The sequence below is a fragment of the Rhodophyticola sp. SM2404 genome (assembly GCF_053570515.1).
In genome coordinates, this window is record NZ_JBSEDL010000005.1 from 199366 (window position 1) to 224491 (window position 25126).

A 25126-nucleotide genomic window follows, 5' to 3' on the forward strand; every position below is an offset into this window, starting at 1 on the left:
ATCACCTTGAAAATATGAATGCCCATCCACCCAAAACACGCATCCAGCGCAAAAACACCGAAGCGATTCTCAATGCCGCTTTAGAAGTCTTCTCGCGTCAGGGCTTTCGCGGATCAACGCTTGACCAAATCGCCACTGAGGCGGGGCTCTCCAAACCCAATCTGCTGTATTACTACCCCTCGAAAGAGGCGATCCATGTCACGCTTTTATCGCGTCTGATGGATACATGGCTGGATCCGTTGCGGGAAATGGATGCCCAAGGTGACCCCGTGGAGGAGATTTTGGGCTATGTACGCCGCAAGGTCGAACTCAGCCGCGACTATCCGCGTGAAAGCAGGCTTTTCGCCCAAGAAATCATCCAAGGCGCGCCGCGCATGCAGGCAGCCCTCGAGACCGATCTCAAACCCTTGGTGGATGCCAAAACCGCAATCATACGGCAGTGGATTGCCCAAGGCAGGATCGCCTCGATTGATCCCTATCACCTGATCTTCTCGATCTGGGCGCTGACCCAGCATTATGCCGATTTCGACGTGCAGGTGCGCGCCGTCCTTGGCCCCGGACATGACCCTTTTGAAGAAGCGCAAGGCTTTCTCGAAGCCATGTTCCGCAAACTCCTCGCGCCATAAAAAAGGCCGGACCTTTGCGGTCCAGCCTTCACCACTCGGAGAGAGACGGAGGTCTCTACTCCGCAGCCTCCAGCGAGGAGGGGTTATTGGGGTGGGTCGTCCAATTGGCGTAGTCGTCTTCCACCACCTTGCCCGTGCGCGGATCAACAACGCCAGCCTCCAGCCGCTCCATGGTGATGCAAGCCTCGACGGGGCAGACATTCACGCAAAGATTGCAAGCCACACATTCCTCATCAATCACCGCGAAAACGCGGTCCTCGGACATGGAAATCGCCTGATGCGAGGTGTCCTCACACGCGGCATAGCAGCGGCCACATTTGATACATGCATCTTGATCAATCCGCGCTTTGGTCACGTAATTGAGGTTGAGATATTGCCAATCCGTCACATTGGGCACAGCGCGCCCAATCAGATCCGACAGACCCATGCCCTGCTGGTCCAGATATTGGCTCAGGCCCGTTTTCATCTCCTCAACGATCTTGAAACCATAGGTCATCGCCGCCGTGCAGACCTGCACATTGCCCGCCCCAAGGGCCAAAAACTCGGCCGCGTCGCGCCAAGTCGTGACCCCACCAATGCCCGAAATCGGCAGGCCCGCGGTTTGCGCATCCCGCGCAATCTCGGCCACCATATTCAGCGCAATCGGTTTGACCGCCGGCCCGCAATACCCCCCATGGCTGCCCTTCCCATCGATCGAGGGCTGGGGCGAAAAGCTGTCCAGATCAACACTGACAATCGAGGAAATCGTATTGATCAGTGACACCGCATCCGCGCCGCCTGCCTTGGCCGCGCGCGCAGGATAGCGCACATCGGTGATATTGGGGGTCAGTTTCACAATCACGGGCATGCGGGTGTTTTGCTTGCACCAACGCGTCACCATCTCGATATATTCGGGCACTTGGCCAACAGCCGCGCCCATGCCGCGCTCGCTCATGCCATGTGGACAGCCAAAATTCAGCTCAATCCCGTCAGCGCCCGTATCCTCAACCAGCGGCAAAATATATTTCCACGCCTCTTCTTCGCAGGGCACCATCAGCGAGACGATCATCGCGCGATCGGGCCAAGCCGCTTTCACCGCCTTGATCTCGCGCAGGTTCACCTCCAAGGGGCGGTCGGTGATCAATTCGATATTATTGAGTCCCAACAATCTGCGATCCGCACCATATATCGCGCCATAGCGCGGCCCGTTCACATTAACGATATTGGGGTCAAGCCCCAGCGTCTTCCAGACAACCCCGCCCCAGCCTGCCTTGAAGGCACGGGTGACATTATACTCCTTATCCGTCGGCGGCGCCGAGGCCAGCCAGAACGGGTTGGGGGATTTGATCCCAAGGAAATCGGTGGAAAGATCTGCCATTGCCCTTGTCTCCTGAGTTAAGGCCGCTTCTGCCTTCATCTTTCTTCAAATACGCGCGCCGAAGGCGCAGGTTTTGCCGCGCAAAACCGCTCTAGCCCATCAGGCTTGCATGAATATCCTCAGCCGCATCACGGCCCTCGGCCACAGCCGTCACAGTCAGGTCATCCCCGCCCGAGGCGCAATCCCCCCCAGCCCAAACGCCTTTGATGCTGCTGCGCCCCACGCTCGAGACGGCAATCTTGCCGCCCTCCAAATCCAGACCTTCAGGCGTGCTCTCCAAGCTCTGGCCAATGGCTTTAAGAACCATATCCGCCGCAATCTCGAACCGCTCGCCCGTGGGCTGCAAGCCATGGACGCTATCGGCCGTGTATTCCGCGCGCAAAGCCGTGACGGCCCCATTGCCCACAACCTCGACAGGCATGGCATTGAAAATGAACCGCACGCCCTTGGAGGCCGCCAAATCCTGCTCATAGCTGGAGGCCGGCATTTTCTCGCGCCCGCGCCGGTAAAGCACCGTCACAGTCTCGGCCCCCAACAGCTTGGATTGCACCGCCGCATCAATCGCGGTCATGCCACCGCCGATCACCACAACATTGCGCCCCACAGGCAGCTTCGACAAATCCTCGGCCTGCCGCAAATCCGCGATGAAGCCGACCGCATCCAAAACGCCCGCGCGCTCCTCGCCCTCGGCCCGCAAGGCATTCACGCCGCCAAGACCCATGCCCAGAAACACGGCGTCATACTCGCCCTGCAATGCCTCAAGCGTGATCTCGCGCCCAAGCGCCATGCCGGTTTTGACCTCGATCCCGCCGATCTGCAGCAGCCAATCCAACTCGGCCTGCGCGAAATCATCCACCGATTTATAGGACGCGATGCCATATTCATTCAGCCCCCCCGCTTTTGGCTTGGCATCAAACATCACGACATCATGGCCCTTCAACGCCAAGCGATGCGCACAAGCCATCCCCGCAGGGCCCGCCCCCACAACCGCGATCTTTTTGCCAGTGGCTGCCGCACGGCTATAGGGGTGCACCCCTTGCGCCATCACGGTATCGGTCGCAAAGCGTTGCAGGCGTCCGATCTCGACAGGTTTGCCTTCCGCCATCTCGCGTACGCAGGCCTGCTCACACAGCGTTTCGGTCGGGCAGACGCGCGCGCACATGCCGCCCAGAATATTCTGGTCAAAAATCGTTTGCGCCGAAGCTTCAGGCGTTCCCGTTGCGATCTGGCGGATAAACAGCGGGATATCGATGGAGGTCGGGCAGGCTGTGACACAAGGCGCGTCATGGCAGAAATAACACCGATCCGCTGCAACCAGCGCCTCATGAGGGTCCAGTGGCGCGTGGAGATCGGCAAAATTCGCGTCATATGCCTCATGCGGCAAGCGCGCGGGCGCAATGCCTGGCGTCAATGGGCTGTTCGTCATGGGTCACCTCTCCCGGATCGAATGGCATGTTCTGGTGGAAACAGGCTGGCACGAGTTAAAAATTTTATCAAATGGTAAATTATCAGCTTCAAAAAATTCCTCCCATCCCAAGGTGAAATTCGGCGCAAACCTTCCGCAAAGCGCCAGAATCGCCTTAAATATGGGCAAATTGTTAAAATCATCCCGCATTTGCGCGCATATGAGTTTTCCACGCCCGAGCGCTTTTCACCCTCGTCTGCGTGAAGTATACAGCGCCAAACCCCCTGACTGAGAAAAGGGGCGCGGCATTGCCGTATGGAGCGATTAAAGGGATGCGAGGATATCCATGAGCAAGAATACGCATGACGGGGACGTGGCCTTCATTAAGGCATTGGCAGAGCTTCTGCGCGAAAACGACCTGACCGAATTGGAAGTCATTCGGGAATATGGCGAGGATGACAGCCTGAATGTGCGCGTCGCACGCCAACAGCCCGCAGCCCCACAACAGGTCATGATGCAGGCCCCTGCAGCCGCCGCAGCGCCCGCCGCCGCACCCGCGGCAGTCCCTGCAGCCGCCGCGGCACCTGCCGCCGCATCAGAAGATCCCGCCCAGAACCCCAATGCAGTGACATCGCCTATGGTTGGCACGGCCTATCTTCAGGCCGAACCCGGCCAGCCCGCCTTCGTCTCGGTTGGCGACAAGGTGTCCGACGGGCAAACGCTTTTGATCATCGAAGCGATGAAAACCATGAACCAGATCCCCAGCCCGCGAGCAGGCACCGTCAAGCGCATTATGGTTGAGGATGGCGCACCGCTTGAGTTTGGCGCCCCTCTGATGATCATCGAATAAGGCAAAGGCACATATGTTCCGCAAAATCCTTATCGCAAATCGCGGCGAGATCGCGCTTCGTGTCATCCGCGCAGCGCGCGAAATGGGTGTCGGCACGGTCGCGGTGCATTCCACCGCTGATGCCGATGCGATGCATGTGCGCATGGCCGATGAAAGCGTCTGTATCGGCCCGCCTTCGGGCACGGCCAGCTATCTCTCGGTTCCCAGCATCATTTCCGCCTGCGAAATCACAGGTGCCGAAGCCATCCACCCCGGTTATGGCTTCCTCTCCGAGAACCAGAATTTCGTGCAGATCGTCGAAGATCACGGCATCAAATTCATTGGCCCTTCGGCCGAGCATATCAGCATCATGGGCGATAAAATCTCGGCCAAGGATACGATGAAAAAGCTTGGCGTTCCTTGTGTGCCCGGCTCGGATGGCGGTGTGCCCGATATGGAAACCGCCCGCGCGGTTGCCGATGAAATGGGCTATCCCGTGATCATCAAAGCCACGGCAGGTGGTGGCGGACGCGGCATGAAACTGGCCAAAACCGCCGAAGATCTTGAAACAGCCTTCCGCACCGCGCGCTCTGAATCCAAGGCCGCTTTCGGCAATGACGAGGTCTATATCGAGAAATATCTCGGCGCGCCCCGTCATATCGAAGTGCAGGTCTTTGGCGATGGCAAAGGCCGCGCCGTGCATTTGGGCGAGCGGGATTGCTCGCTCCAGCGGCGCCACCAGAAAGTCTTTGAAGAAGCGCCCGGCCCCTCCATTAGCCCCGAATTGCGTGCGCAAATCGGCGAGACCTGCGCCAAAGCAGTTGCAGATCTTGGCTATGAAGGTGCGGGCACGATCGAGTTCCTCTATGAGAATGGCGAGTTTTTCTTCATCGAAATGAACACCCGCCTTCAGGTGGAACACCCCGTCACTGAGGCCATTTTCGGTGTCGATCTGGTGCGTGAGCAAATTCGCGTGGCCGCAGGCCTGCCAATGTCCTTCCAGCAGGAAGACCTTGAGGTTCAGGGCCATGCGATCGAAGTGCGGATCAATGCGGAAAAGCTGCCGAATTTCTCGCCCTGCCCTGGCAAGATCACCCAATATCATGCACCGGGTGGTTTGGGTGTGCGGATGGATAGCGCGCTTTATGATGGCTATTCGATCCCGCCCTATTACGACAGCCTGATCGCGAAACTGATCGTGCATGGCCGCAACCGGCCCGAAGCCTTGGCACGCCTCAAGCGCGCTTTGGGTGAATTGATCGTTGATGGTGTCGACACGACTGTGCCGCTCTTCCACCAATTGCTGGAAGAAGAGGCCGTGTTGACGGGCGAATATAACATCCACTGGTTGGAAGGCTGGCTCGAGAAAAACCTCGCCTAAACGACAATCGATACGAAAATTTTGCGGCGCGCTTCGGATTTCCAGCGAAATCTGAGGCGCGCCGCGCTACATTCAGACCATGGCCCATGACATGTTCCCACCTGACAGGCCACAGATCACGCCTGAACTTCTGCTCCGCGCCTATGCGGCGGGGGTATTTCCGATGTCGGAAGGACGCGATGAACCCGAACTGTTCTGGGTCGATCCGCGCGAACGGGGCATCCTGCCGCTCGAGGGGTTTCATATCTCCCGCTCGCTGGCGCGCCGTATTCGGCAAGCCCCTTTTGATATCCGCATCAACACCGATTTCGCAGGCGTGGTCGGGGGTTGCGCCGATCGTGACGAGACGTGGATCAATGCCGAGATATTCGAGCTGTACCAGCAGCTCCATGCCACGGGCCATGCCCATTCCCTAGAGCTATGGGAGGGTGATGCCCTTATTGGTGGTGTCTATGGCGTGGCTTTGGGGGCGGCGTTTTTTGGCGAAAGCATGTTCTCGCGCAGGCGCGATGCGTCGAAAATTGCATTGGCCTATCTGGTCAGCCGCCTGCGCTTTGGCGGGTTCGAGCTGTTTGACACGCAATTCGTAACAGACCATCTGCAAAGCCTAGGCGCGGTTGAAATCTCGCGCGCCGCCTATCGCAGCCGCTTGGCCGACGCCTTGCAAAAGCCCGCGAATTTCTTGGCGCAAAGCAGCCAAGTCACGCCTCAGGATGTGCTGCAGTTCAAAACCCAGACGTCATAGCGCGGATGCTCCAAAGCCACCAAAGCGGGGCTGGAGGCGATCATCCATCCATTGAACAATTCCACCCCGTCCAGATCGAGCACCTGAATATGGGCGAAGGCGTCCGATGCGGGGTTGTCAGCAGGATAGCGGCATTGCTGCAAATGAAACGCGACACGGCCAAACACCACCGTCTGGCCCACGGCCATCTCGATATCGGTTGATCTTGCCAAGGTTTTGTCCAGCGCCCGCAAAACGGCGCCTGTGCCATTCTCGGCCGCGCCTTCGGTCACCGATGTCACATCGCTCAGCGGATTTGGTGTCTGGATCAGTTCCACCCCGTCATCGGGGTTTTCTTCGAGAAACAGGCTGCTGTTATCCTGCCCCGTGACAGGGGCGGCACAGGCCAACAGGCCCGCAGCCGCTGTCGCAACGAGACGGCGCAGCATTACTCGCCATCCCCACCCACAAAGCGCATCAGCAATGTCACCAAGCTGACCGAGCTTTGGGTATCAAGGATTTGGTCACCCGCTGCATAAAGGAAGGGCGAGCCACCGGGCTGCAACTCAACAAAGGAGCCGCCGAGCAGGCCTTCGGAGGAAATCATGACAAGGCTGTCATCGGGCAATTCAACATGGTCGAACACCGTGATCGTGGTATCGGCGCGGAAGGTCTCGGGGTTCAGACTGAGATCCGAGACGGAGCCCACACGCACACCTGCAAGCCGCACATCCGTGCCAACCGTGATCCCTTCGGCCGAGCGGAAGGAGGCTGTCAGCTCATAGCTGCCTTGCGGGCCCGCGCGAAATCCGCTGACCTGCGCGGCATAGACGAAAAAGCCAATGGCTGCGGCCAGAACAACGCCACCGACGATCACTTCACTGGTTGTATTCTCAGCCATAATCGCGCTCTGCCCCCAATTGGCCCAAACGGCCCAAGCCTTATTCTGGGCTCCATGCCTCATAATCGCGCCGCTCGGTCGGCTGACCTGCGCGGATCGAGCCCGCAGGCGCATAGGCCTGTGCCGTGCCTGTCAGGTTCGGCAGATGCGGCTTTTCCCATGCCTTATGCGCCAAAGGCTTATCAGAAGGCGTTTCATCCCATGTGTGATGCAACCAGCCATGCCAATCCGCATCCACGCGGGAGGCCTCGGCCTCACCGTTGAAAATCACCCAACGGCGTTTGCCATCGCGGGATTGATAGAACAGGTTGCCCTGCCCGTCTTCCCCGACTTTCTGGCCTTTGCGCCAAGTATAGAGTTGCGTGCCGATTGTTTGGCCATCCCACCATGTGGCGAGACGTTTGATGAAACGAAGCATGTGCTGTCTCCGACAGAGGTCTGCGGTGTTGCAGACGTAATGCCGCAAGCGCGCGCGAAGGTCTAGGGGGAATGGCAAAAGCAAAGGCCATGATCCGCGTCTTTTTGCCGAGAAACCCAAGCTGAAAAGCACATCTTGGCCAGACTTTTCTCCGCTCTAGGGCATGATCTCGAGAACGCGGGTTCCTTTCGCGATCCGCGCTGTTGTCGCCTGCCGCCCTTTGGCGTATGCCTTCGGCAAATTTTTAAGGGGAGTTTACCAATGTCCGACGGACCCAGCTACGGCTTCGATACACTTCAAATTCACGCGGGCGCACGCCCTGATCCTGCAACAGGCGCACGCCAGACGCCGATCTACCAGACCACGGGCTATGTGTTCCGTGATGCCGATCATGCGGCAGCCCTGTTCAATCTGCAGGAAGTGGGCTTCATCTATTCACGCCTGACCAACCCGACCGTTGCCGTGCTGCAAGAACGCCTTGCCACGCTGGAAGGTGGCGTTGGGGCTGTGTGCTGCTCCTCGGGTCATGCGGCCCAGATCATGGCGCTGTTCCCGCTGATGGGGCCAGGCAAGAATGTGGTTGCCTCGACCCGTCTTTATGGCGGCACGGTGACCCAGTTCAGCCAGACCATCAAACGCTTCGGCTGGTCCGCGAAATTCGTGGATTTTGACGATCTTGATGCCGTGAAAGCAGCCATTGATGACGATACCCGCGCCGTTTTCTGTGAAGCCATCGCCAATCCTGGTGGCTATATCACCGATCTGCGCGCCATCGCCGATGTCTCGGATGCAGCCGGCATTCCGATGATCGTGGATAACACATCCGCCACGCCTTATCTGTGCCGCCCGATCGAGCATGGCGCGACCTTGGTGGTGCATTCCACAACCAAATACCTCACGGGCAATGGCACCGTCACAGGCGGTTGCGTCATCGATTCAGGGAAATTCGATTGGTCCGCCAATGACAAATTCCCCAGCCTCTCGGCACCCGAGCCTGCCTATCACGGCCTGAAATTCCATGAGACCTTCGGCCCGCTGGCCTATACGTTCCACGGCATTGCCATCGGCCTTCGTGATCTTGGCATGACGATGAACCCGCAAGCGGCCCATTACACCTTGATGGGGATCGAGACGCTGAGCCTGCGCATGCAGCGCCATGTCGATAATGCCGTCAAGGTCGCAACTTGGCTTGAGAACGATCCACGGGTGGATTTCGTGACCTATGCGGGCCTGGCCTCCTCGCCCTATAACAAACGCGCGGCGACCGTCTGCCCCAAAGGGGCTGGGGCGCTGTTCACCTTCGCGGTCAAGGGCGGCTATGACGCCTGTATCAAACTGGTGGACGGATTGGAGATCTTCAGCCATGTCGCCAATCTGGGCGATACGCGATCCCTGATCATCCATTCCGCCTCGACCACCCACCGCCAATTGACACCCGAACAGCAAGAAGCCGCAGGCGCGGCCCCCAATGTTGTGCGTCTGTCCATTGGCATCGAGGATGCAGATGATCTGATCGCCGATCTGGATCAAGCGCTCGCAAAAGCGACTGCATAAGCGTTTGAAGGCCAGCCCCGAGACAGGGGCTGGCCTTCGCAAATCGCGCGGCGGCCCCTTTGGAACCAGCGAATTTTGGCCTGTTCCGCTTGGTGGGGCGGCGTATTCCAGCGTTAAACGACAAAAACGCCATCGAAACAGCGGCGGAATGTCACTAAAGGCCTAAAAATCATTGAATTTAGCCTTATTTTATTCATTGCTGAACATGAGAGCGTGTAACCAGTGCATGGATGTTTTTTGGGTGCAGCGAAGAACGAGCTTCTTGCACGAAAAGAAATCCAGTGTTTGCTCTATTATTTGATGGGTTTTGGGACATTTTATCTTGCAGCAATATTCGCTGAGCGTGTTGTCTAGGATGAGGCAGCTTCTCGCATCCCTTGAACGGGACATTGGATTGGCGAGTTTGCCTAAGGTCGAGCTGGAGTTGATCTATGCTATCGACCTGCTATGCGAGACCTCGGATACGGTGCTTACCAGCTCCGAAATACGGCATCATGACCTGATCAAGGATATTCCCACAGCGACGTTCAACCGCGCCCTGAAATCCCTGATCCAACGTGGCTATATCGAACACGCGCCGCAAAGCCGCGCAAAGCATTACCGCAAGGCGGCCCACTGGCCCGACAAGGCTGCACCCGTGGTGCATAGCGAATAGCCGCTCATCCAGCTTATCCAAGCCCTATCGGGACTGAAAACCTCTTTGCCTCAGCCCTCAAGCGACATAAGGTTTCACCAACCCCTTGGATGGCCCAAATCAGGCCGAGCTTTCATGACCAGTTCGAATATTGTATAGTAAAAGAAAACAACGCTGTAGGGGACGGGTTACAATGGCAATGAGGCTGGCTTGACGGTTCATTTCGCACTCTTTCTATCGCCGGGAGGGATAGCGCTTGCGCATCGGCAAGACGCTGGCCATTGGGCAATGGTTGCGGAAACCAGTCTGGATGTTCCCGATCTGGCGGCTGCCTTGCAAAACCTCCGCCTTGAAGGGGAACGCAGAGGCGATGCAGGGTTCGAAACCGTGCTGGTTCTGCCCGATGACCAAATTCTCTACACGACTTTGCCCTTTAATGGTGGCGATCGCGAGGGCCAGAAAGCCTATATCGCGCGCGGGTTGGACGGGCTGACGCCTTACGCAATTGACGAGCTCGCCTTTGATTGGCGGGATATGGGAGATGGCCGTTTTGCTGTCGCCGTGGTCGCAAAAGAGACCCTTGATGAGGCCGAGAGCTTTGCCCGCGATCATGGGTTCAACGGCACGGGCTTTGCCGCCTCGCCCCCTGCCGAACGCTTTCCTGGCGTGCCGCTTTTCTCGCTAACCCAAGCCCAAGCTGACTTGGCGCTGCCCGGTATCGGGCTGCAATTTGGCCCTGATGAATGGGTCGCATCCCCCGCCGCTGAAGACACCGCACCAGAGACTGAAGAAGCCGCCCCGCCCGAGGCCGCCGCCCCCGAAACCGACGATCAGCCTGAGGCGACTGCCCCCGCTGAGGTGACGGACAGTCCAACTGACACGCCGCCCGCCGCTGAGGAACCTGTTCTCTCCTTCCGCGCGCGCCGTGGAAAGGTTGATTTACCCGAAGGGCAGTCAGGCAGCCTCGTCACAAATCGTGCGTCCCGTTTAGGCTTCACGGCCGAGGCCGACACGCCTGCCGCGCCAGAAGCGCCAGCAGCACCCGCCGCTCCAACCACCCCTCCAGCCGCCAGCAGCGCGGCGCCAAAACTCAGCGCCGAGCGCAGCGTAGCTGCACCCCAAGCGGCCCCTGATAAGGCCCTTGAACGCCCAGCCCTCTCGGCCGATGTGTTCAGACGCGTCACAGGCGTAACGGACGCAGATGCGCCAACAGCCGATGACGCACCTGCCAGCAAACGCGGGATCGGCACGGCCTTGGCTGGCGTCTCAGGCGTTCTGGCCCGCCGCCGCGCAAGGCCTGAAAACCCACCACAGCTGGCGCGCGCCGCAGTAACCGAGCCCGCCACAGCGCCTGTCGCACCCGACCCCACCCCAAGTGCTGCCCCATCCCCTAGCAAGCCAGACGCGCTTATCCGCAAATCGGTATTCGCAAGCAATGCAAAACCAAAGGGCCCATCCCTGCGTTTGGGCCTGATGCTGACAGTTGTCTTGTTATTGGGCTTGGCGCTTTTGGCGCTCTGGTCGATCCTTTTCCTGCCTGAAAGCTCCATCGCGCGGCTTTTTGGTTTGAACGAGCCTGACATCACCATCGCCAGCGATGAAAGCGTGAATGAAAGCCTGATCGAAGAGGATGTGCTGGCCAGTATCGAGGCACCCGAAACGATCCTGCCCGATATCGATGCTGATCTCGACACCGATCTGGATTTGGCCGAATTGGCCGATGCCGAACCTGAAATCAGCATACCCACGCTGGAAGAGACCGAGCAGTTTTACGCCGTGAACGGTATTTGGCAGCGCGCGCCCGAAGCCCTGCCTGCCCCTTCCACCTTTGACGCGGTCGAGGATATCTACACCGCCTCTATTGACCCTGTGATACCCGTGATCGATGCGTTCGCTTTGGCGACACCTGCAGCCTTGCCAGATGGTGAAGTACCACAGCGCTTTGCATCGCCACCACCCTTTGGCACCACCTTTGCGGTCAATCCCGACGGTCTGGTTGCTCCAAGCGCGGACGGCGCTTTGACGGCAGACGGGGTGCGTGTTGTGCTTGGCACACCGCCGATCCTTCCCATCCCGAGAGATCGCGAGGACGCCCCCGAAGAGACAGAACTTGCCTCGGCCGAGACTGATATCCTCGGCACATTCCGCCCGACCGAGCGCCCAGACGATCTGCAAGAAACCCGTGAACGCCAAGTCTTGGGCGGCTTTAGCCGCACCGAATTGGCAGGCTTCCGCCCCACCACGCGCCCGCCATCGGTTCAGGATGTGGCTTTGGCGGCCCGCGCAGCCGAAGAACGTCAGGCAGAAGCGCTCGCCGCCGCCGAAAGCGCATCTGCCGCCGTGACCGAAGGGCGCGAGGCTCTGATCGATCTCGACGGTTCCAATGGCGCATTGATCCAATTGGCAGGGGCAAGCGATCTGGCGATTTCGCGCTCCAATGTGCCGCGCCTCAGACCTGCCGATATCGAAGATTTGGTCGCTCGCGCGCAGCGTGCCAATGAAGGCGGCTCGGGCGCTACGATCACAACCGCCTCCGCGCCCGCACCGCAATCCAGCTCGGCCCCCTCGATCCCCTCCAATGCATCTGTTAGCCGCGCTGCAACGATGAATAACGCGATCAGCCTGCGCAATATCAACCTGATCGGTGTGTCAGGCTCAGAATCCAGCCGCCGCGCGCTGGTGCGTCTGGCCTCGGGTCGCTTTGTGACCGTCACCGTTGGCGACCGTCTGGATGGGGGGCGCGTTGCGGCCATCGGGGCGGGTTCGCTTCAATATGTGAAGAACGGGCGCAACATCACCTTGGATGTGCCACAAGGCTAAAGCGGCCCGCCTGACGCCTCAGATCAGCAGCATCGAGGCCAATCCCAGAAATACAAAAAAGCCCACAACATCTGTGACCGTTGTCACAAATGTGCCCGAGGCGAGCGCTGGATCAGCGCCGAAACGGTCCAAGGCAACAGGCACCAAAATGCCTGCAAATGCCGCCACCACAAGGTTGATCACCATCGCAATGGCAATCACCAGCCCCAGCAGTGGCAAGCCAAACCAGAAAAAGCCCACAAACCCCATGATGATAGCAAAGGCAAAGCCGTTCAACAGCCCCACCCCCGCCTCACGCGAGACAACCCGCAGCATATTTGAGCGCGTCAAATCCCGCGTGGCGATGGAACGCACCGCAACTGCAAGGCTCTGCGTTCCTGCATTTCCACCCATTGAGGCAACAATCGGCATCAAAACAGCCAGAGCAACGATTTGCGAAATTGTTCCCTCAAAAACCGAAATCACCAGAGAGGCCACAATCGCCGTCAGCAGGTTCACAAAAAGCCATGGAAAGCGCTGGCGCGCCGTGGTGGCGATGGAATCGTTCAAGCTTTCGTCGCGGCCAACACCTGATAGGGCCAGAAGGTCTTCTTCATTCGCCTCATCCAGAACGATCATCGCGTCATCAATGGTGATCACACCCACCAATCGCCCGTCATCATCAACCACAGGGGCGGAGATCAGGTGATATTGGTTAAAGGCATAGGCCACGTCATCTTCATCCTGTGTAACAGGAATAACGCGGAAACTGTCTTCGGTGATATCGACCAGCTTCACCGCGCGCGGGCTGGACAAGAGCCGCCCCAATGTCACCTGTGCAATAGGTTTCATCGCGGGGTTCACCAGCACGATATGATAGAATTGTTCGGGCAATTCCGCGCTATCGCTGCGCAGGAAATCGATCATCTCACCGACCGTCCAGTGATCGGGCGCGCGCACAACCTCGCGCTGCATCAAACGGCCCGCGGATTCCTCAGGATAGCTCAGCGCCTGTTCAACAGCCGCCCTATCGGCATCGTTCAGGGCATCCAGAATGGCCTCTTGCTGATCCTCGCCCAGATCTTCGACCAGATCGACAACATCATCGGAATCGAGTTCGCGGACCGCATCTGCCAAGACCGCATCTGGCAGAAGCGGCAGGATTTCTTCCCGCGTCGACCATTCCAGTTCTGACAGAACCTCACCGTCAACACCCGAGGACCACAGCTCCAACAAAGCCTCGCGCTCACCGCTGGAAATCTGTTCCAGAAGGTCGGCGATATCAGCAGGGTGGAGCGGCTCCATCAAGGCATCAATGGCCCTAACATCGCGATAGGCTACGGCGCGTTTCAATTGCGCGCGCAATCCACCATCCAAAGCATAGACATCGCGTTCGCTGTCGCGATCATCCTCAAGCTCTATTTCGTGATTCTCGGCCATTTGCCTCACACCCACATGCTGAAGCGACGATTAGAGCTTATCTAAGCCCCTTGCTCGCGGTATGACATTAGGGCGCGCACAAGAAAAGGGGCGGCACAAGAAATGACCGTGAAATACCTTATTCTAGGGCAATATCTGCAATTCACAGGCAGGCCTATGGATGACGGCCCAGATGCCGTGCTGCACGAAAGCCAAGGCGGCATCGTAATCCAGAACGGCCTGATCACCGAGCTGGGGTCCGCCGATGCCCTGCGCCGCGACCATCCAGATGCGCAAGTGACAGATCACGGGCAGGCTCTGATCCTGCCGGGTTTTGTCGATGCTCATGCCCATTATCCACAAACAGGCATCATCGCCTCTTGGGGCAAGCGGTTGATTGACTGGCTCAACAGCTACACCTTCCCCGAAGAAATGCGCTTTGGCGATCCGGCCTATGCCAAGGAGATGGCGGAGCTTTATCTCGACCTGCTCTTGGCCAATGGCACCACAAGTGTCGCCAGCTATTGCACGATCCATCCCGAAAGCGTGGACGCGCTGTTCACAGCCGCCGCCGCGCGCAATATGCGGGTCTTTGCGGGCAAGACCTGCATGGATCGCAATGCGCCGGATGGTCTGCACGACACGGCACAATCGGCCTATGATGACAGCAAGGCGCTGCTGGCGCGCTGGCATGGCAATGGGCGCGCAAGCTATGTCATCACCCCGCGGTTCTCGCCCACCTCCACGCATGAGCAACTCTCAAGCCTTGGCGCGCTTTGGGCCGAGCATCCCGATTGCCTGATGCAAACCCATCTCTCCGAGCAAACCGATGAAATCGCTTGGGTGCGCAGCCTTTTCCCTGAGGCGCGCGATTATCTCGACACTTATGAAGCCCATGGCCTGCTTGGCGAAAACGGCCTTTATGGCCATGCCATCCATCTCGAGCCGCGCGAGATTGACCGCCTGAGCGAGATCGGCGCGGCCCTGATCCATTGCCCGACCTCCAATACCTTCATCGGCTCGGGGCTGTTTGATATGGGGCTGGCCAAGCGCCTTCGCGTGGGGCTTGCGACCGATACGGGCGGCGGGTCTAGTTTCTCGATGCTGCGCTCGATGGCCGCCGCCTATGAGATCGCGCAATTGCGCGGCCAGGTACTGCATCCTGCACAATTGATCTGGCTGGCCACCCAAGGCTCGGCCCGCGCCTTGCGCGTGGATGACCGTATCGGAAATATCGCAGAGGGGATGGAGGCCGATCTCACCGTGCTCGACCTCGCCTCCACCACCGCGATCGCGCAGCGCAGCGCGCGCGCCAATGACATCTGGGAGGCGCTTTTCCCGACCATCATGATGGGCGATGACCGCGCCATCACACAGACCTATATCGCCGGAAAACCGGCGCTGGCCTCATCTTTGCTTTAAAAATACTTGCGCCGCAGGCCTCAACCGCCCCACGTCACGCGAAGGGGGCCGCGCTTAGGCCATGGCCTGAACCGCCCCCACGATATCATCCACCACCGAGGACATCAGCCCTTCATCCTCGGCTTCCGCCATCACACGGATCAAAGGCTCGGTGCCCGATTTACGGATCAACAACCGCCCCGACCCGTTTAGCTTGGCCTCGCCTGCCGCAATTGCGGCCTGCACAGAGGCGGCCTCCAAAGGGGTTTTGCCATCGGCATAGCGGACATTTTTCAACAGCTGCGGCACTTTTTCGAAATTCCGTGTAAGCTCACTGGCGCGTTTGCCTGTGCGCTTCATCTCGGCCAGAAATTGCAGCCCCGCGATCAAGCCATCGCCCGTGGTGGCGAAATCGGTCATCACGATATGGCCCGATTGCTCCCCGCCAAGGTTCAACCCATTGGCCCGCATCGCCTCAACCACATAGCGATCTCCGACCGCAGTTCGGTGCAAGGCGATATCGCGATCTGCAAGATAATGCTCCAGCCCCAGATTGGACATCACGGTCGCCGCCAAGGTCCGCCCCTTCAGGCGCCCCTCCTCGGCCCAACGATTGGCAAACAGCGCCATGATCTGATCGCCATCGGCAACCGCGCCTGTCTCGTCGATCAAGATCACGCGGTCGGCATCGCCATCAAGACAAATGCCCACATCCGCCCCCGTTTCACGGATTTTGGCCGCCGCTGCCTCAGGCGCGGTCGAGCCGACCCCGTCATTGATATTGAACCCGTTCGGCTCAACCCCAATGGCAACCACTTCAGCCCCCAATTCCCACAAGACTTCAGGCGCTGCGCGGTAAGCCGCGCCATTTGCGCAATCGATCACCACTTTGAGCCCCTCAAGCGTCAGCCCTTGGGGGAAAGTGCCCTTGACCCGTTCAACATAGCGGAACCGCCCATCATCAATGCGTTTGGCCCGCCCGATATTTTCAGCCTGAGCAGGGGCAATATCACCAAAGACGAGCGCTTCGATCTCGGCCTCTGCCTCATCGGATAATTTGAACCCGTCTGGCCCGAAAAACTTGATGCCATTGTCAGTCGCAGGGTTATGGCTGGCCGAAATCATCACCCCGACATCTGCGCGCATCGATGGCGTCAAAAGCCCCACGGCGGGGGTCGGCACAGGGCCCAACAGCAGCACATTCATCCCCGTCGAGGTAAAGCCCGCAGTCAGCGCATTCTCGATCATATAGCCCGAGAGCCGCGTATCCTTGCCGATCACCACACGGTGACCACGGCTATTGTCCTGACGGAAATACCGCCCCGCCGCCGCGCCAAGCTTCAGCGCCATTTCCGCATTCATCGGATAGGCATTGGCCCGCCCGCGCACACCATCGGTTCCAAATAATTTACGGCTCATCTGCTCATCTCCCCCGCCGCGCCGCTGGAGGCCATCCAGAGCGCGATCATCTGTCTGTGTATCTCTATATCATGAACCCGCAGCATCTGTATCCCCTGCGATATCGCCCATAGGCCAACTGCCGCCGATGCCGCGCCGCGCTGGTCAGCGGCCTCAACACCCGCAAGACGCCCGATCATGCCTTTGCGCGAAACCCCCAGCAGGATCGGACAGCCCAAAGCATGAAACAACGACAGCCGTTCGAGCAGCGCAAGGTTATGCGGGTCTGTTTTGCCAAAGCCGATGCCTGGATCGATCATGATCCGCTCGCGCGCGATCCCTTTTGATACGGCCAAGGCCACCCGTTCTTCCAATGCATCATAAACATCGAAAATCACGTCGCTATAGGCGCTTGTCGCGTCCTTCTGCATCGTCTCGGGCAGGCCGATGGAATGCATCAAGACCACCCCTGCCCCCGTTTGCGCAGCCACATCGGCCAGCGCGGGGTCGAACTGGAAGGCCGAGACATCATTGATCACATCCGCGCCCGCCGCCATCGCCGCCTGCGCGACCGAGGCTTTGCGCGTATCAACCGAGATCGGCATATCCATCCCCTTGGCGCGCAGGGCCTCGATCACGGGGGCCAAGCGGGCCAGCTCAAGATCAGCGGCAACTTCCAGCGCTCCGGGGCGGGTGGATTCACCACCCATATCAATGATGTCAGCACCTTCTGCCAGCATTTCACGCGCCCGCGCCACCGCTTGCTCGGGCGCGTCATGCTGCCCGCCATCCGAGAAACTATCAGGCGTCACGTTCAAAATGCCCATCAAGGATGGATATGTCATCGTAATGCCCGCAAAGGGCACGCGCGGCGCGGTCAGGCGCTGCAACTGATCTACGGGGATATCACGTGCATGAACGATCTGGCCGCGCGGTTTGCCCCGCTCCAACACCTCAACCTCGCGGAAGTGGCACCAGCCACCCGCCAAGCTCAAATCATCCCCTCGGGTATCGGGGCCGGTTACGACAATCGGGCGAAGATATTGCGTCATGCAGGCGACCTACCTTTGCGGCAGGTCACAGACAAGGCCCAAGCCTTTTGCGGCAGTGCAGCAGAAGTGTCGGGTTGCGCCCTTGCCACGCCCGTGTTGAAAACGCGCGCTATGAATGACACTGCAAATCCCCTTCTGCGCAGCTTGCGCCTGACAGGCCAGCCCGTCACCCGCGCGGATGCCCCTTTCTATGCAGAGCTGTTCTCCAAGCCCGAGGTTGTGGCCTTCAGGCCTGACCCGACACCACTGGACTGCGCCGCCTGTGAGACCCGTCTGGAATTCGATCTCGCCCATTGGCAGGCGCATGGTTTTGGCAGATGGGCGCTTCATCATGCGGGCCACCCCGTGGGGCTTGGCGGGCTGACCCTGCGCGAGGGGTTTGACGGGCTGAACCTGTCATACCACCTTTTGCCCGCGCAATGGGGCCTTGGCCTTGCCAGTGAATTTGTCACTGCAGCGCTGGATTACGCGGCCCTTACACGTCCACAAAAAAGCATTTTCGGGCTCGTCCGTCCGCTCAACGCGCCCTCGATCCGTGTTTTGGAAAAGGCGGGTTTCAAAGAGGTGCGGCGCTTTGAGGATAAGGGCGCGCCGATGCTAGAGATGCGGCTAGAGCTTCGGTAGCGCCTCTGCCGCCCATGGCTCAACGGGAAGTGGTGCATCCTGCGGAACATCGCCCCCCAAGAGCACAAGGCGCTGCGCCTCAAGCTGTTCTGCCAGCCACAACGCCAAAGCCTCGCCAGCCCTGACCGACATCTTCGGCGCATTCACCGCATCCAGAACCAGTTTGGAGGGGGCCCAAACGCTGATCCGCCCGTGTTTCATGGCCCAATCAAGCTCGGTCCTGCTATCGACCACCACGCAACGATCATCGCGCGAGGCAAGAACCCATGCGTTTTGCTCAATCGCCAGCAGATCAATCCGCCGCTGCGGCATATCATGGGACGCGGCAGGGCTGGCCAGATCACTGGCACCCACACATAGGATCAATGGCGCGCCAGTGCTTTCGAGATGGTCCAGCAATGCAGGTAAATCCTCACGCCCGATCGCGTCATTCGAGAGATAGACCATCAAAGGATGGGGCTGGTCTTCGGCCAGTTTGAGATGCGCGCCCGATTGCGCCGTGCGCACGATCTCGACGCCCAAAGTATATGGCCCGCGATCCAGCTTTTCGATCCGCACAAAACAGCGCGCCGCCAGCGGATGGGTCAGGATACGCTCGGCAATCCGTGCGGCCAAAGTCTCGAGCAGGTTGAGCCGCTCGGCCGCCAATTCCAGATCAATCGCCTCGACGATGGTGTCATAGGACAGGATACGGTCCACATCATCCGAGGCCGTTTCCGCCAAGGAGCGCACCTCGACCACCACATTGAAGCGGATGCGCTGCGTGATCCCGCGTTCTTGCTGGAAGGCACCGATCTCGACCTCGCGCTCGTGATCGGACATCGAGATGCGATCAAGCGGATCAGCGCCCGCTGTGGCCTTCGCCCGCTCGGACGGGTGCAAAAATGCTAGGTTTATATCGTCACTCATCTGGTGTCGCCCTCTCTCTGGGGACGGTCTTTACCAGAGAGATATCAAACAACCCACCCAAACTCGTCGGGAAAAGGCTTCAAACCGACAACTGCGCGATCAGTATTGTTGACGATAGAAAATATGCGTGCCGATCCGCGCGGTGCGGGGGTAGGCGCTGGCCCAATGCGGATTGACGGCTGTGGTGTGGTAATGGCTGGCATCGCTTGTCAAAGGACGCTCGCCCCCATCCAGCATAATTGCAGAGACCCGCATCAAACGGTCCCACATCGCACGCTCGGTCACACGCTCGGGAATGCCATCGCAGGTATAGGAGAATTGGCAGGCATGGCGACGGCCCGTGCCCTGATTGACCACTTCGCAGACCGTATCGGGGTAATTATCCATATCGACGCGGTTCAGGATCACTTCGGCCACGGCATATTGGCCCTGAATGCTTTCGCCGCGCGCTTCGAAATACAGCGCCTCGGTCAGGCAATTCAGCTCGGACGAGCGGCGCGGACGCGGCATTGCCATCAATTGATCAACATTGTAGATTTGCGCACGGGAATTTCTGACGCCGAAATCGCTGGTGGTCATGGCCGAGCCGAGACGGCGAATACGTGTGGAACTGACCGAACGCAGGGCGGTGTGTTCGCTTCCCATCAGGCTCGTCAAACGCAATTCAATCGTGCCTACGGGTGCGGTTTGAACAGCAGTCAAGGCCGAGAGAATGGCTGTTGGATCGGTGCTTGTGCTTACTGTGACGTCAGCGCGTGCGGCGCCCGCCATGAAAGCCAAGCCCGCCGCCAAAGCGGTGACTACCTGTTTTACTGCCATTCAATCCATCCTTGGGGTTATTCCCCAATGTTTAACTGCGCGGTTTTCCGCAAGGCACTCGTTAACCTGAAAGCGGGGCATCGCCAAACCGCCCCTTAATCTTGTGCGCTATTGACCAAGCCCCCCAAGGGGTTGACCGCGCAGAAGGTCCGAATCACTTCAAATTGAGAAAATACATCAACGAATAGCGGCAACTATTTGTCAGATATAGATAATTGCCCTGCGGCCAGTTTCGCAACCGGAACGCGGAAAGGCGAGCAAGAGACATAGTCAAATCCAGCCGCGCGGCAAAAGGCGATCGAGTCGGGATCGCCGCCATGCTCACCACAGATCGACAAGGTGATGTCAGGCTTGGTCTGGCGGCCACGTTCTGCCCCCAAAAGCAGCAATTCGCCCACCCCATCCGTATCCATCCGCGTGAACGGGTCTTCGACAAAAACACCCTGCTGCACATAGGCCGACATAAACCGCCCCGCATCATCGCGCGACAGACCATAGGTCATCTGGGTCAGGTCATTTGTGCCGAATGACAGGAAGGCCGAATTCTCGGCAATCTCGCCTGCACGCAACGCCGCGCGCGGCGTCTCGACCATCACGCCAAGCCGGTAGGTAAAGCTTTTGCCCGTTTCGGCCTTCACCGCCGAGGCCACCTGATCGACGCGGGTTTTGACCAGATCAACCTCACGCGCAGCCGAGACCAGCGGGATCATGATCTCGGGCACCACAGGCTCTGCCCCTTGGCTGGCCTTGATCGCCGCCTCGAAAATGGCGCGCGCTTGCATGTCGTAGATCTCGGGCACGGTGATGCCGAGACGCACCCCGCGCATCCCCAGCATGGGGTTATATTCCTGCAGGCTCTCGATCCGCGATGCCACTTTACTGACGGGAATATCAAGGGCTTCGGCCAAGGCGCGAATGCCGTCACGGTCGGTGGGAAGAAATTCATGCAAGGGCGGGTCAAACAGACGAATGCAGACAGGCTTGCCCTGCATCATCTTGAAAATATCCGTGAAATCAGCGCGTTGCATCGGCAAAAGCCGCTCAAGCGCGGCCGCGCGATCCTCAGGGCCTTCGGCGAAAATCATCTCGCGCATCAGGGTCAGGCGGGCTGGGTCAAAGAACATATGCTCGGTGCGGCACAGGCCGATCCCGTCCACGCCAAACTGCTCGGCTGTTTTGACATCCTCGACCGTATCGGCATTCACTCGGATATCGATATCGCGCGCCGCATCGGCCCATTCCATCAAGCTGGCAAAGGCACCGCCAAGGGCAGGCTCGACCATTTTGACAGCCCCCACCAGCAATTCACCCGACGAGCCATCAACAGTCACCACATCCCCCTCATGGAAGACGCGCCGCCCTGACACGGTGAGGGTTTTCTTGCGGGGATCAAGCTCCAACCTGTTGGCACCCGTGACGCAAGGCAGGCCAAGGCCGCGCGCGATCACAGCGGCATGGCTGGTCATGCCGCCACGCTCGGTGATCACGGCTTGGGCCGCATGCATGGCGCGCACATCTTCTGAGCTGGTTTCCCGTTTGACCAGAATGCAAGGTTCCCCCTGCGCGGCCATCGCATTGGCCGTGGTCGAGGAAAACACCAGCTTGCCTGTCGCCGCCCCAGGGGCTGCCGCGATACCACGGGTGAGCACATCGCGCTCGGCTGTCGGGTCGATCTGGCGGTGCAGCATCTGGTTCAACGAAAACGGGGCAATGCGCATCATCGCATCTTCACGGCTGATCACCTCATCATTGGCCAAAGCCACCGCAATCTCGACCGCGCCAAGCGCCGAGCGGGGCGTTCTGACCGCATCCAGAATATGCAATTCCCCGTTCATCAGGGTAAATTCGATCTGCATTTCCTCACGCAGGCGGCGGCGCACGAGCTTTCCCGCATCGCGCAACGCATCGACGATTTCGGGCGAGGTATCTTCCAATGAAGGGCCGCGCTCATCCTTGGTGATAAAGAGCGCGTCTTCCTCACGCAGGGCGGCGCGGCCTTGGCCTTGCGCCAGATAGCGCCCCGTGACCTGCGGCGCGCCCGTCTCGCCCGAGACGAACTGGATCACGCCCGAGCCTGAAACCCCCTCGCCAATTCCCAGTGCCATGCGCTGCACCACCAGCCCCAGCCCCGCATCCGCAGGTGCGCCTTGCGCCTGACGCAGCAGGCGCGCAGTGGTGCCATCCCATGCGCGCGCCATAGAGCGCAGCACTTCGGCCAATTGAACGGCGGGGTCCTGAGGGAAAGGTTCCTCGGTTTCATCTTCGAAATATTGCTTGGCCAAACGCGGCGTGATGGTGCCGTCAAACATATCGGCATCAAGGCGCAGCACATCAACGGCATAGGATTTGATGAAATTGACATAGAGCTGATCCGCCGCGGCGGCAGAGTGGCTTTTGGCCAAACCGGCCGCGACCTCGTCATTCATCCCGATATTAAGAACAGTGCCCGGCCCGCCCCAATCGGGCATCTCACTGGAGGAGCGCACTGAGAGCAGCTTGCCTTCGCCAAAAACCCCCGTCAGCGATGTCATATCGGGCAGCTTGCCCGCAGCAATCGCGCGCACCGTGTCAAAGGACAGCCCAACCGTCAGCGGCACCGGAAGATCCAGACGGATCAGGCGCTGCAAGCATTTCGCACGGTTGCCATGCCGCGATTTGCGGATGTCAGCCGATGGTGTGATCTCGGTAAAGTCGGGCGTTGTGAGCACGGGTTTACGCCTATTTGTAAGTCCAGCGTGACACTACAGGGCCGTCACCTGCCCTGTAAAGCGCTGCGTTGCGGCATTTAACCTTCTAGCTTGTCCAGATCAGCCACACGGCCACAGATCTCGACGATCTCATGCAACAAATTCAAACGGTTGCGCCGCACAATGTCATTGTCGGAATTCACCTGAACCGCTTCGAAAAAGGCATCAATCGGTGCGCGAAGACCTGCCAATTGCGCCATGGCGCCTGCGAAATCCTCGGAGGCCAAAGCGGGGTTCACTTTGTCGCGCGCTTTGGCCAGCGCTGTAAACAGAGCGCCTTCCTCATCGGTTTCCGCGAATTTCTCATCCGCGCCATAGCGATATTCCACGCCATCCTTGGCCTCGGCTTGGGTCAGGATGTTATTGGCCCGCTTATAGCCTTGGGTCAGGTTGCCGCCATCCTCGGTCGCAAGGAAAGCCGCCAGAGCCTTGGCCCGCATCACCACAAGCGCCAGATCATCGCTGCCCGCCATCGCAAGGCAGGCATCAATCACATCATGGCGAATGCCTTCATCGCGCAAGAATACCTTAAGGCGGTCATGGAAGAAGGAGAGGAGATCGGCGACCAGATCAGCCGCATCCGATTTACCATGCTTTGCAAAGCCACTCGTAAGGACCTCTTCAAGGCTCATGCGGCGGCTTTCGGCCAAGAGAATACGGATAACACCCAATGCCGCACGGCGCAGCGCGTAAGGGTCTTTACTGCCTGTTGGCTTTTCATCAATCGCCCAGAACCCTGTCAGCGTGTCCAGCTTATCGGCCAAGGCAACGGCCATTGACAGAGGCGCAGTTGGCACATCATCCGAGGGGCCAAGCGGCTGGTAATGCTCCTCGGCCACGGCTGCGACCTCGGGGGAGAAGCCCGCCTCAGCAGCGTAATAGCGCCCCATAAGCCCTTGAAGTTCGGGGAATTCATAGACCATTTCCGAGGAAAGATCAGCCTTGGCGATCTTTGCGGCCTGCGCGGCCTCTTTCGCATCGGCACCCAGAAGCGGCGCGATTTCCTCAGCCAAGGCCGCGATCCGCTCAATACGGGCGGCCTGAGAGCCCAATTGCGCTTGGAAGGTCACGTTTTCCAGCGATTTGGTCCAGACCGAGAGGTCGGATTTCGCCACGCGGAGGTCGTTCTCCCAGAAGAATTTCGCATCCGACAGACGTGCCGACAAAACCTTTTGATTGCCCGCCAGAATGGTCGTGCCCTGATCTGCGGTTTCGCGATTGGCCACGGTTACAAACCGCTCGATACGGCCTGTTTTCGGGTTGCGCACGGAAAAGAATTTCTGGTGCTCTTTCATCGAGGTTTGCAAAACCTCGGGCGGCAGGCCAAGGAACTCCTCGCCAATCTCGCCCATCAAGACAACGGGCCATTCCACTAGCCCCGCAACCTCGGCCAGAAGCCCGCGATCAGGCACCAATTCAAGCCCTGCCGCGAAGGCCATCTGCTCGGCCTCATGCCAAATCTGCTCGGCGCGTTCGCTGGCAGACAGGATCACCTTGGCGCGTTTGAGCTTGGTCTCGTAATCCTCAAAGCCCGTGACCGCGAAACGACCCGCTGCCATGAAACGGTGGCCCTCGGTGGTATCGGTGCTGGTGATGCCATCCACATCAAAAGGCACGATTTCAGCGCCAGCCTCATCGCTTAGAATACACAGGATCGAATGCAGCGGGCGCACCCAACGCAAAGCCCCCGCGCCCCAACGCATGGATTTTGGCCAAGGGAAATTGCGGATCACGGTGGGCACCAGTTCGGCAATGATCTCGGCTGCGGGACGGCCCGCTTTGGTTACCTTGGCGAAATAGACCTGCCCTTTTTTCTCATCGCGCAGTTCAAGCTGGTCCTTGGTCAGCCCTGTCGAGCGCAAGAACCCCTCCAAGGCTTTTTCGGGCGCATCCGCGCGCGGGCCTTTGCGTTCCTCGGTCAAAGTCGGGCTCTCGATGCTGAGCCCCTCAATGGTCAGGGTCAGACGGCGCGGCGTAGAAAACGCGCCCGCGCTGGCATAGGTCAACCCCGCCTCAACCAGACCATCGGTGACCAGTTTCTTCAGGTCATCGGCGGCTTTGCCCTGCATACGGGCAGGGATTTCCTCGGAGAAAAGTTCGAGCAGAAGATCGGGCATGAATATCGTCCT

At 59.1% G+C, this 25126-nt stretch carries 22 protein-coding genes; 10 read left to right on the plus strand and 12 right to left on the minus strand.

Annotated features, from left to right (window positions below; all coding sequences use genetic code 11):
* The first annotated feature begins 14 nt into the window (after window positions 1-14).
* Window positions 15-626, plus strand: coding sequence for a TetR family transcriptional regulator C-terminal domain-containing protein (locus ACTYEO_RS09750; protein WP_449323549.1), 612 nt, complete (start codon window positions 15-17; stop codon window positions 624-626).
* A gap of 55 nt (window positions 627-681) precedes the next feature.
* On the opposite strand, the gene preA is transcribed toward ACTYEO_RS09750, so the two are convergent.
* Entirely contained in the window at window positions 682-1983 is a 1302-nt protein-coding gene (gene preA, locus ACTYEO_RS09755) for an NAD-dependent dihydropyrimidine dehydrogenase subunit PreA (RefSeq protein ID WP_449323550.1), read from the minus strand.
* Window positions 1984-2074: 91 nt separating this feature from the next.
* Window positions 2075-3409, minus strand: a complete 1335-nt coding sequence (locus tag ACTYEO_RS09760) for an NAD(P)-dependent oxidoreductase (RefSeq protein WP_449323551.1) — start codon at window positions 3407-3409, stop codon at window positions 2075-2077.
* Here ACTYEO_RS09760 and ACTYEO_RS09765 point away from each other — a divergent pair.
* The 4 genes from ACTYEO_RS09765 (at window position 3408) to aat (ending at window position 6343) form a co-directional block, all read left to right on the plus strand.
* Window positions 3408-3680, plus strand: coding sequence for a hypothetical protein (locus tag ACTYEO_RS09765; RefSeq protein ID WP_449323552.1), 273 nt, complete (start codon window positions 3408-3410; stop codon window positions 3678-3680). The two genes, ACTYEO_RS09760 and ACTYEO_RS09765, sit on opposite strands and share 2 nt — an antisense overlap.
* Window positions 3681-3734: 54 nt before the next feature.
* On the plus strand, window positions 3735-4238 hold the full coding sequence (accB, locus tag ACTYEO_RS09770; protein ID WP_449323553.1) for an acetyl-CoA carboxylase biotin carboxyl carrier protein: 504 nt from the start codon (window positions 3735-3737) through the stop codon (window positions 4236-4238).
* A 13-nt stretch (window positions 4239-4251) separates the two neighbouring features.
* Window positions 4252-5598 carry an acetyl-CoA carboxylase biotin carboxylase subunit gene (gene accC, locus ACTYEO_RS09775; protein WP_449323554.1) on the plus strand — a complete coding sequence of 449 codons (1347 nt, stop codon included), beginning with the start codon at window positions 4252-4254 and terminating at the stop codon, window positions 5596-5598.
* Window positions 5599-5677: 79 nt separating this feature from the next.
* Window positions 5678-6343, plus strand: coding sequence for a leucyl/phenylalanyl-tRNA--protein transferase (gene aat / locus ACTYEO_RS09780; RefSeq protein WP_449323555.1), 666 nt, complete (start codon window positions 5678-5680; stop codon window positions 6341-6343).
* On the opposite strand, the gene ACTYEO_RS09785 is transcribed toward aat, so the two are convergent.
* Genes ACTYEO_RS09785 through ACTYEO_RS09795 form a run of 3 tightly spaced genes read right to left on the minus strand, consistent with a single transcriptional unit; the run spans window position 6307 to window position 7641 of the window.
* A complete protein-coding gene (locus ACTYEO_RS09785) occupies window positions 6307-6771 on the minus strand; it encodes a DUF2155 domain-containing protein (protein WP_449323556.1) in 465 nt (154 codons plus the stop codon). The two genes, aat and ACTYEO_RS09785, sit on opposite strands and share 37 nt — an antisense overlap.
* The gene (gene mlaD, locus ACTYEO_RS09790; RefSeq protein ID WP_449323557.1) at window positions 6771-7223 is read right to left on the minus strand and encodes an outer membrane lipid asymmetry maintenance protein MlaD; all 453 of its coding nucleotides are present in this window, start codon (window positions 7221-7223) and stop codon (window positions 6771-6773) included. Before mlaD ends, ACTYEO_RS09785 begins: the two co-directional genes overlap by 1 nt.
* A gap of 40 nt (window positions 7224-7263) precedes the next feature.
* Entirely contained in the window at window positions 7264-7641 is a 378-nt protein-coding gene (locus tag ACTYEO_RS09795; RefSeq protein ID WP_449323558.1) for an NADH:ubiquinone oxidoreductase subunit NDUFA12, read from the minus strand.
* A gap of 261 nt (window positions 7642-7902) precedes the next feature.
* Between ACTYEO_RS09795 and ACTYEO_RS09800 the strand changes: the two genes are divergently transcribed.
* From ACTYEO_RS09800 to ACTYEO_RS09810, 3 genes are all read left to right on the plus strand, one after another.
* Window positions 7903-9195, plus strand: coding sequence for an O-acetylhomoserine aminocarboxypropyltransferase/cysteine synthase family protein (locus ACTYEO_RS09800; RefSeq protein ID WP_449323559.1), 1293 nt, complete (start codon window positions 7903-7905; stop codon window positions 9193-9195).
* A 394-nt stretch (window positions 9196-9589) separates the two neighbouring features.
* Window positions 9590-9850: a hypothetical protein gene (locus ACTYEO_RS09805; RefSeq protein WP_449323560.1), complete on the plus strand. Its 261-nt coding sequence runs from the start codon at window positions 9590-9592 to the stop codon at window positions 9848-9850.
* 189 nt (window positions 9851-10039) lie between these two features.
* A complete protein-coding gene (locus ACTYEO_RS09810; RefSeq protein WP_449323561.1) occupies window positions 10040-12649 on the plus strand; it encodes a hypothetical protein in 2610 nt (869 codons plus the stop codon).
* An 18-nt stretch (window positions 12650-12667) separates the two neighbouring features.
* Here ACTYEO_RS09810 and mgtE read toward each other — a convergent pair whose 3' ends face one another.
* Window positions 12668-14068, minus strand: a complete 1401-nt coding sequence (mgtE, locus tag ACTYEO_RS09815; RefSeq protein ID WP_449323562.1) for a magnesium transporter — start codon at window positions 14066-14068, stop codon at window positions 12668-12670.
* Between the two features lie 102 nt (window positions 14069-14170).
* Between mgtE and guaD the strand changes: the two genes are divergently transcribed.
* A complete protein-coding gene (gene guaD / locus ACTYEO_RS09820) occupies window positions 14171-15469 on the plus strand; it encodes a guanine deaminase (protein WP_449323563.1) in 1299 nt (432 codons plus the stop codon).
* A gap of 54 nt (window positions 15470-15523) precedes the next feature.
* On the opposite strand, the gene glmM is transcribed toward guaD, so the two are convergent.
* Both glmM and folP read right to left on the minus strand, forming a co-directional pair.
* Window positions 15524-16867: a phosphoglucosamine mutase gene (gene glmM, locus ACTYEO_RS09825; protein ID WP_449323564.1), complete on the minus strand. Its 1344-nt coding sequence runs from the start codon at window positions 16865-16867 to the stop codon at window positions 15524-15526.
* Window positions 16864-17898, minus strand: coding sequence for a dihydropteroate synthase (folP, locus tag ACTYEO_RS09830; protein ID WP_449323565.1), 1035 nt, complete (start codon window positions 17896-17898; stop codon window positions 16864-16866). The genes glmM and folP overlap by 4 nt, the downstream gene beginning before the upstream one ends.
* A 15-nt stretch (window positions 17899-17913) precedes the next feature.
* Here folP and ACTYEO_RS09835 point away from each other — a divergent pair, with 15 nt between their 5' ends.
* Entirely contained in the window at window positions 17914-18522 is a 609-nt protein-coding gene (locus ACTYEO_RS09835) for a GNAT family N-acetyltransferase (RefSeq protein ID WP_449323566.1), read from the plus strand.
* Here ACTYEO_RS09835 and ACTYEO_RS09840 read toward each other — a convergent pair.
* The 4 genes from ACTYEO_RS09840 to glyS all read right to left on the minus strand — a co-directional run bounded on the left by ACTYEO_RS09840 (window position 18508) and on the right by glyS (window position 25114).
* Window positions 18508-19431 carry a dihydroneopterin aldolase gene (locus tag ACTYEO_RS09840; RefSeq protein WP_449323567.1) on the minus strand — a complete coding sequence of 308 codons (924 nt, stop codon included), beginning with the start codon at window positions 19429-19431 and terminating at the stop codon, window positions 18508-18510. The genes ACTYEO_RS09835 and ACTYEO_RS09840 overlap by 15 nt on opposite strands.
* A 99-nt stretch (window positions 19432-19530) precedes the next feature.
* On the minus strand, window positions 19531-20250 hold the full coding sequence (locus ACTYEO_RS09845; RefSeq protein ID WP_449323568.1) for a cell wall hydrolase: 720 nt from the start codon (window positions 20248-20250) through the stop codon (window positions 19531-19533).
* A gap of 194 nt (window positions 20251-20444) precedes the next feature.
* Window positions 20445-22958, minus strand: coding sequence for a putative PEP-binding protein (locus ACTYEO_RS09850; protein ID WP_449323569.1), 2514 nt, complete (start codon window positions 22956-22958; stop codon window positions 20445-20447).
* Window positions 22959-23035: 77 nt separating this feature from the next.
* Complete coding sequence (gene glyS / locus ACTYEO_RS09855) at window positions 23036-25114, minus strand: glycine--tRNA ligase subunit beta (protein ID WP_449323570.1); 2079 nt, start codon at window positions 25112-25114, stop codon at window positions 23036-23038.
* Between the last annotated feature and the right edge of the window lie 12 nt (window positions 25115-25126).

Coding starts and splice junctions, on each gene's coding strand:
- ACTYEO_RS09750 (WP_449323549.1), top strand. CDS start 15: ATGAATGCCCATCCACCCAAAACACGCATCCAGCGCAAAAACACCGAA.
- mgtE (WP_449323562.1), bottom strand. CDS start 14,068: ATGGCCGAGAATCACGAAATAGAGCTTGAGGATGATCGCGACAGCGAA.
- mlaD (WP_449323557.1), bottom strand. CDS start 7,223: ATGGCTGAGAATACAACCAGTGAAGTGATCGTCGGTGGCGTTGTTCTG.
- ACTYEO_RS09840 (WP_449323567.1), bottom strand. CDS start 19,431: ATGAGTGACGATATAAACCTAGCATTTTTGCACCCGTCCGAGCGGGCG.
- ACTYEO_RS09760 (WP_449323551.1), bottom strand. CDS start 3,409: ATGACGAACAGCCCATTGACGCCAGGCATTGCGCCCGCGCGCTTGCCG.
- ACTYEO_RS09765 (WP_449323552.1), top strand. CDS start 3,408: ATGGGTCACCTCTCCCGGATCGAATGGCATGTTCTGGTGGAAACAGGC.
- glmM (WP_449323564.1), bottom strand. CDS start 16,867: ATGAGCCGTAAATTATTTGGAACCGATGGTGTGCGCGGGCGGGCCAAT.
- ACTYEO_RS09785 (WP_449323556.1), bottom strand. CDS start 6,771: ATGCTGCGCCGTCTCGTTGCGACAGCGGCTGCGGGCCTGTTGGCCTGT.
- accC (WP_449323554.1), top strand. CDS start 4,252: ATGTTCCGCAAAATCCTTATCGCAAATCGCGGCGAGATCGCGCTTCGT.
- guaD (WP_449323563.1), top strand. CDS start 14,171: ATGACCGTGAAATACCTTATTCTAGGGCAATATCTGCAATTCACAGGC.
- preA (WP_449323550.1), bottom strand. CDS start 1,983: ATGGCAGATCTTTCCACCGATTTCCTTGGGATCAAATCCCCCAACCCG.
- folP (WP_449323565.1), bottom strand. CDS start 17,898: ATGACGCAATATCTTCGCCCGATTGTCGTAACCGGCCCCGATACCCGA.
- accB (WP_449323553.1), top strand. CDS start 3,735: ATGAGCAAGAATACGCATGACGGGGACGTGGCCTTCATTAAGGCATTG.
- ACTYEO_RS09795 (WP_449323558.1), bottom strand. CDS start 7,641: ATGCTTCGTTTCATCAAACGTCTCGCCACATGGTGGGATGGCCAAACA.
- glyS (WP_449323570.1), bottom strand. CDS start 25,114: ATGCCCGATCTTCTGCTCGAACTTTTCTCCGAGGAAATCCCTGCCCGT.
- ACTYEO_RS09800 (WP_449323559.1), top strand. CDS start 7,903: ATGTCCGACGGACCCAGCTACGGCTTCGATACACTTCAAATTCACGCG.
- ACTYEO_RS09845 (WP_449323568.1), bottom strand. CDS start 20,250: ATGGCAGTAAAACAGGTAGTCACCGCTTTGGCGGCGGGCTTGGCTTTC.
- aat (WP_449323555.1), top strand. CDS start 5,678: ATGGCCCATGACATGTTCCCACCTGACAGGCCACAGATCACGCCTGAA.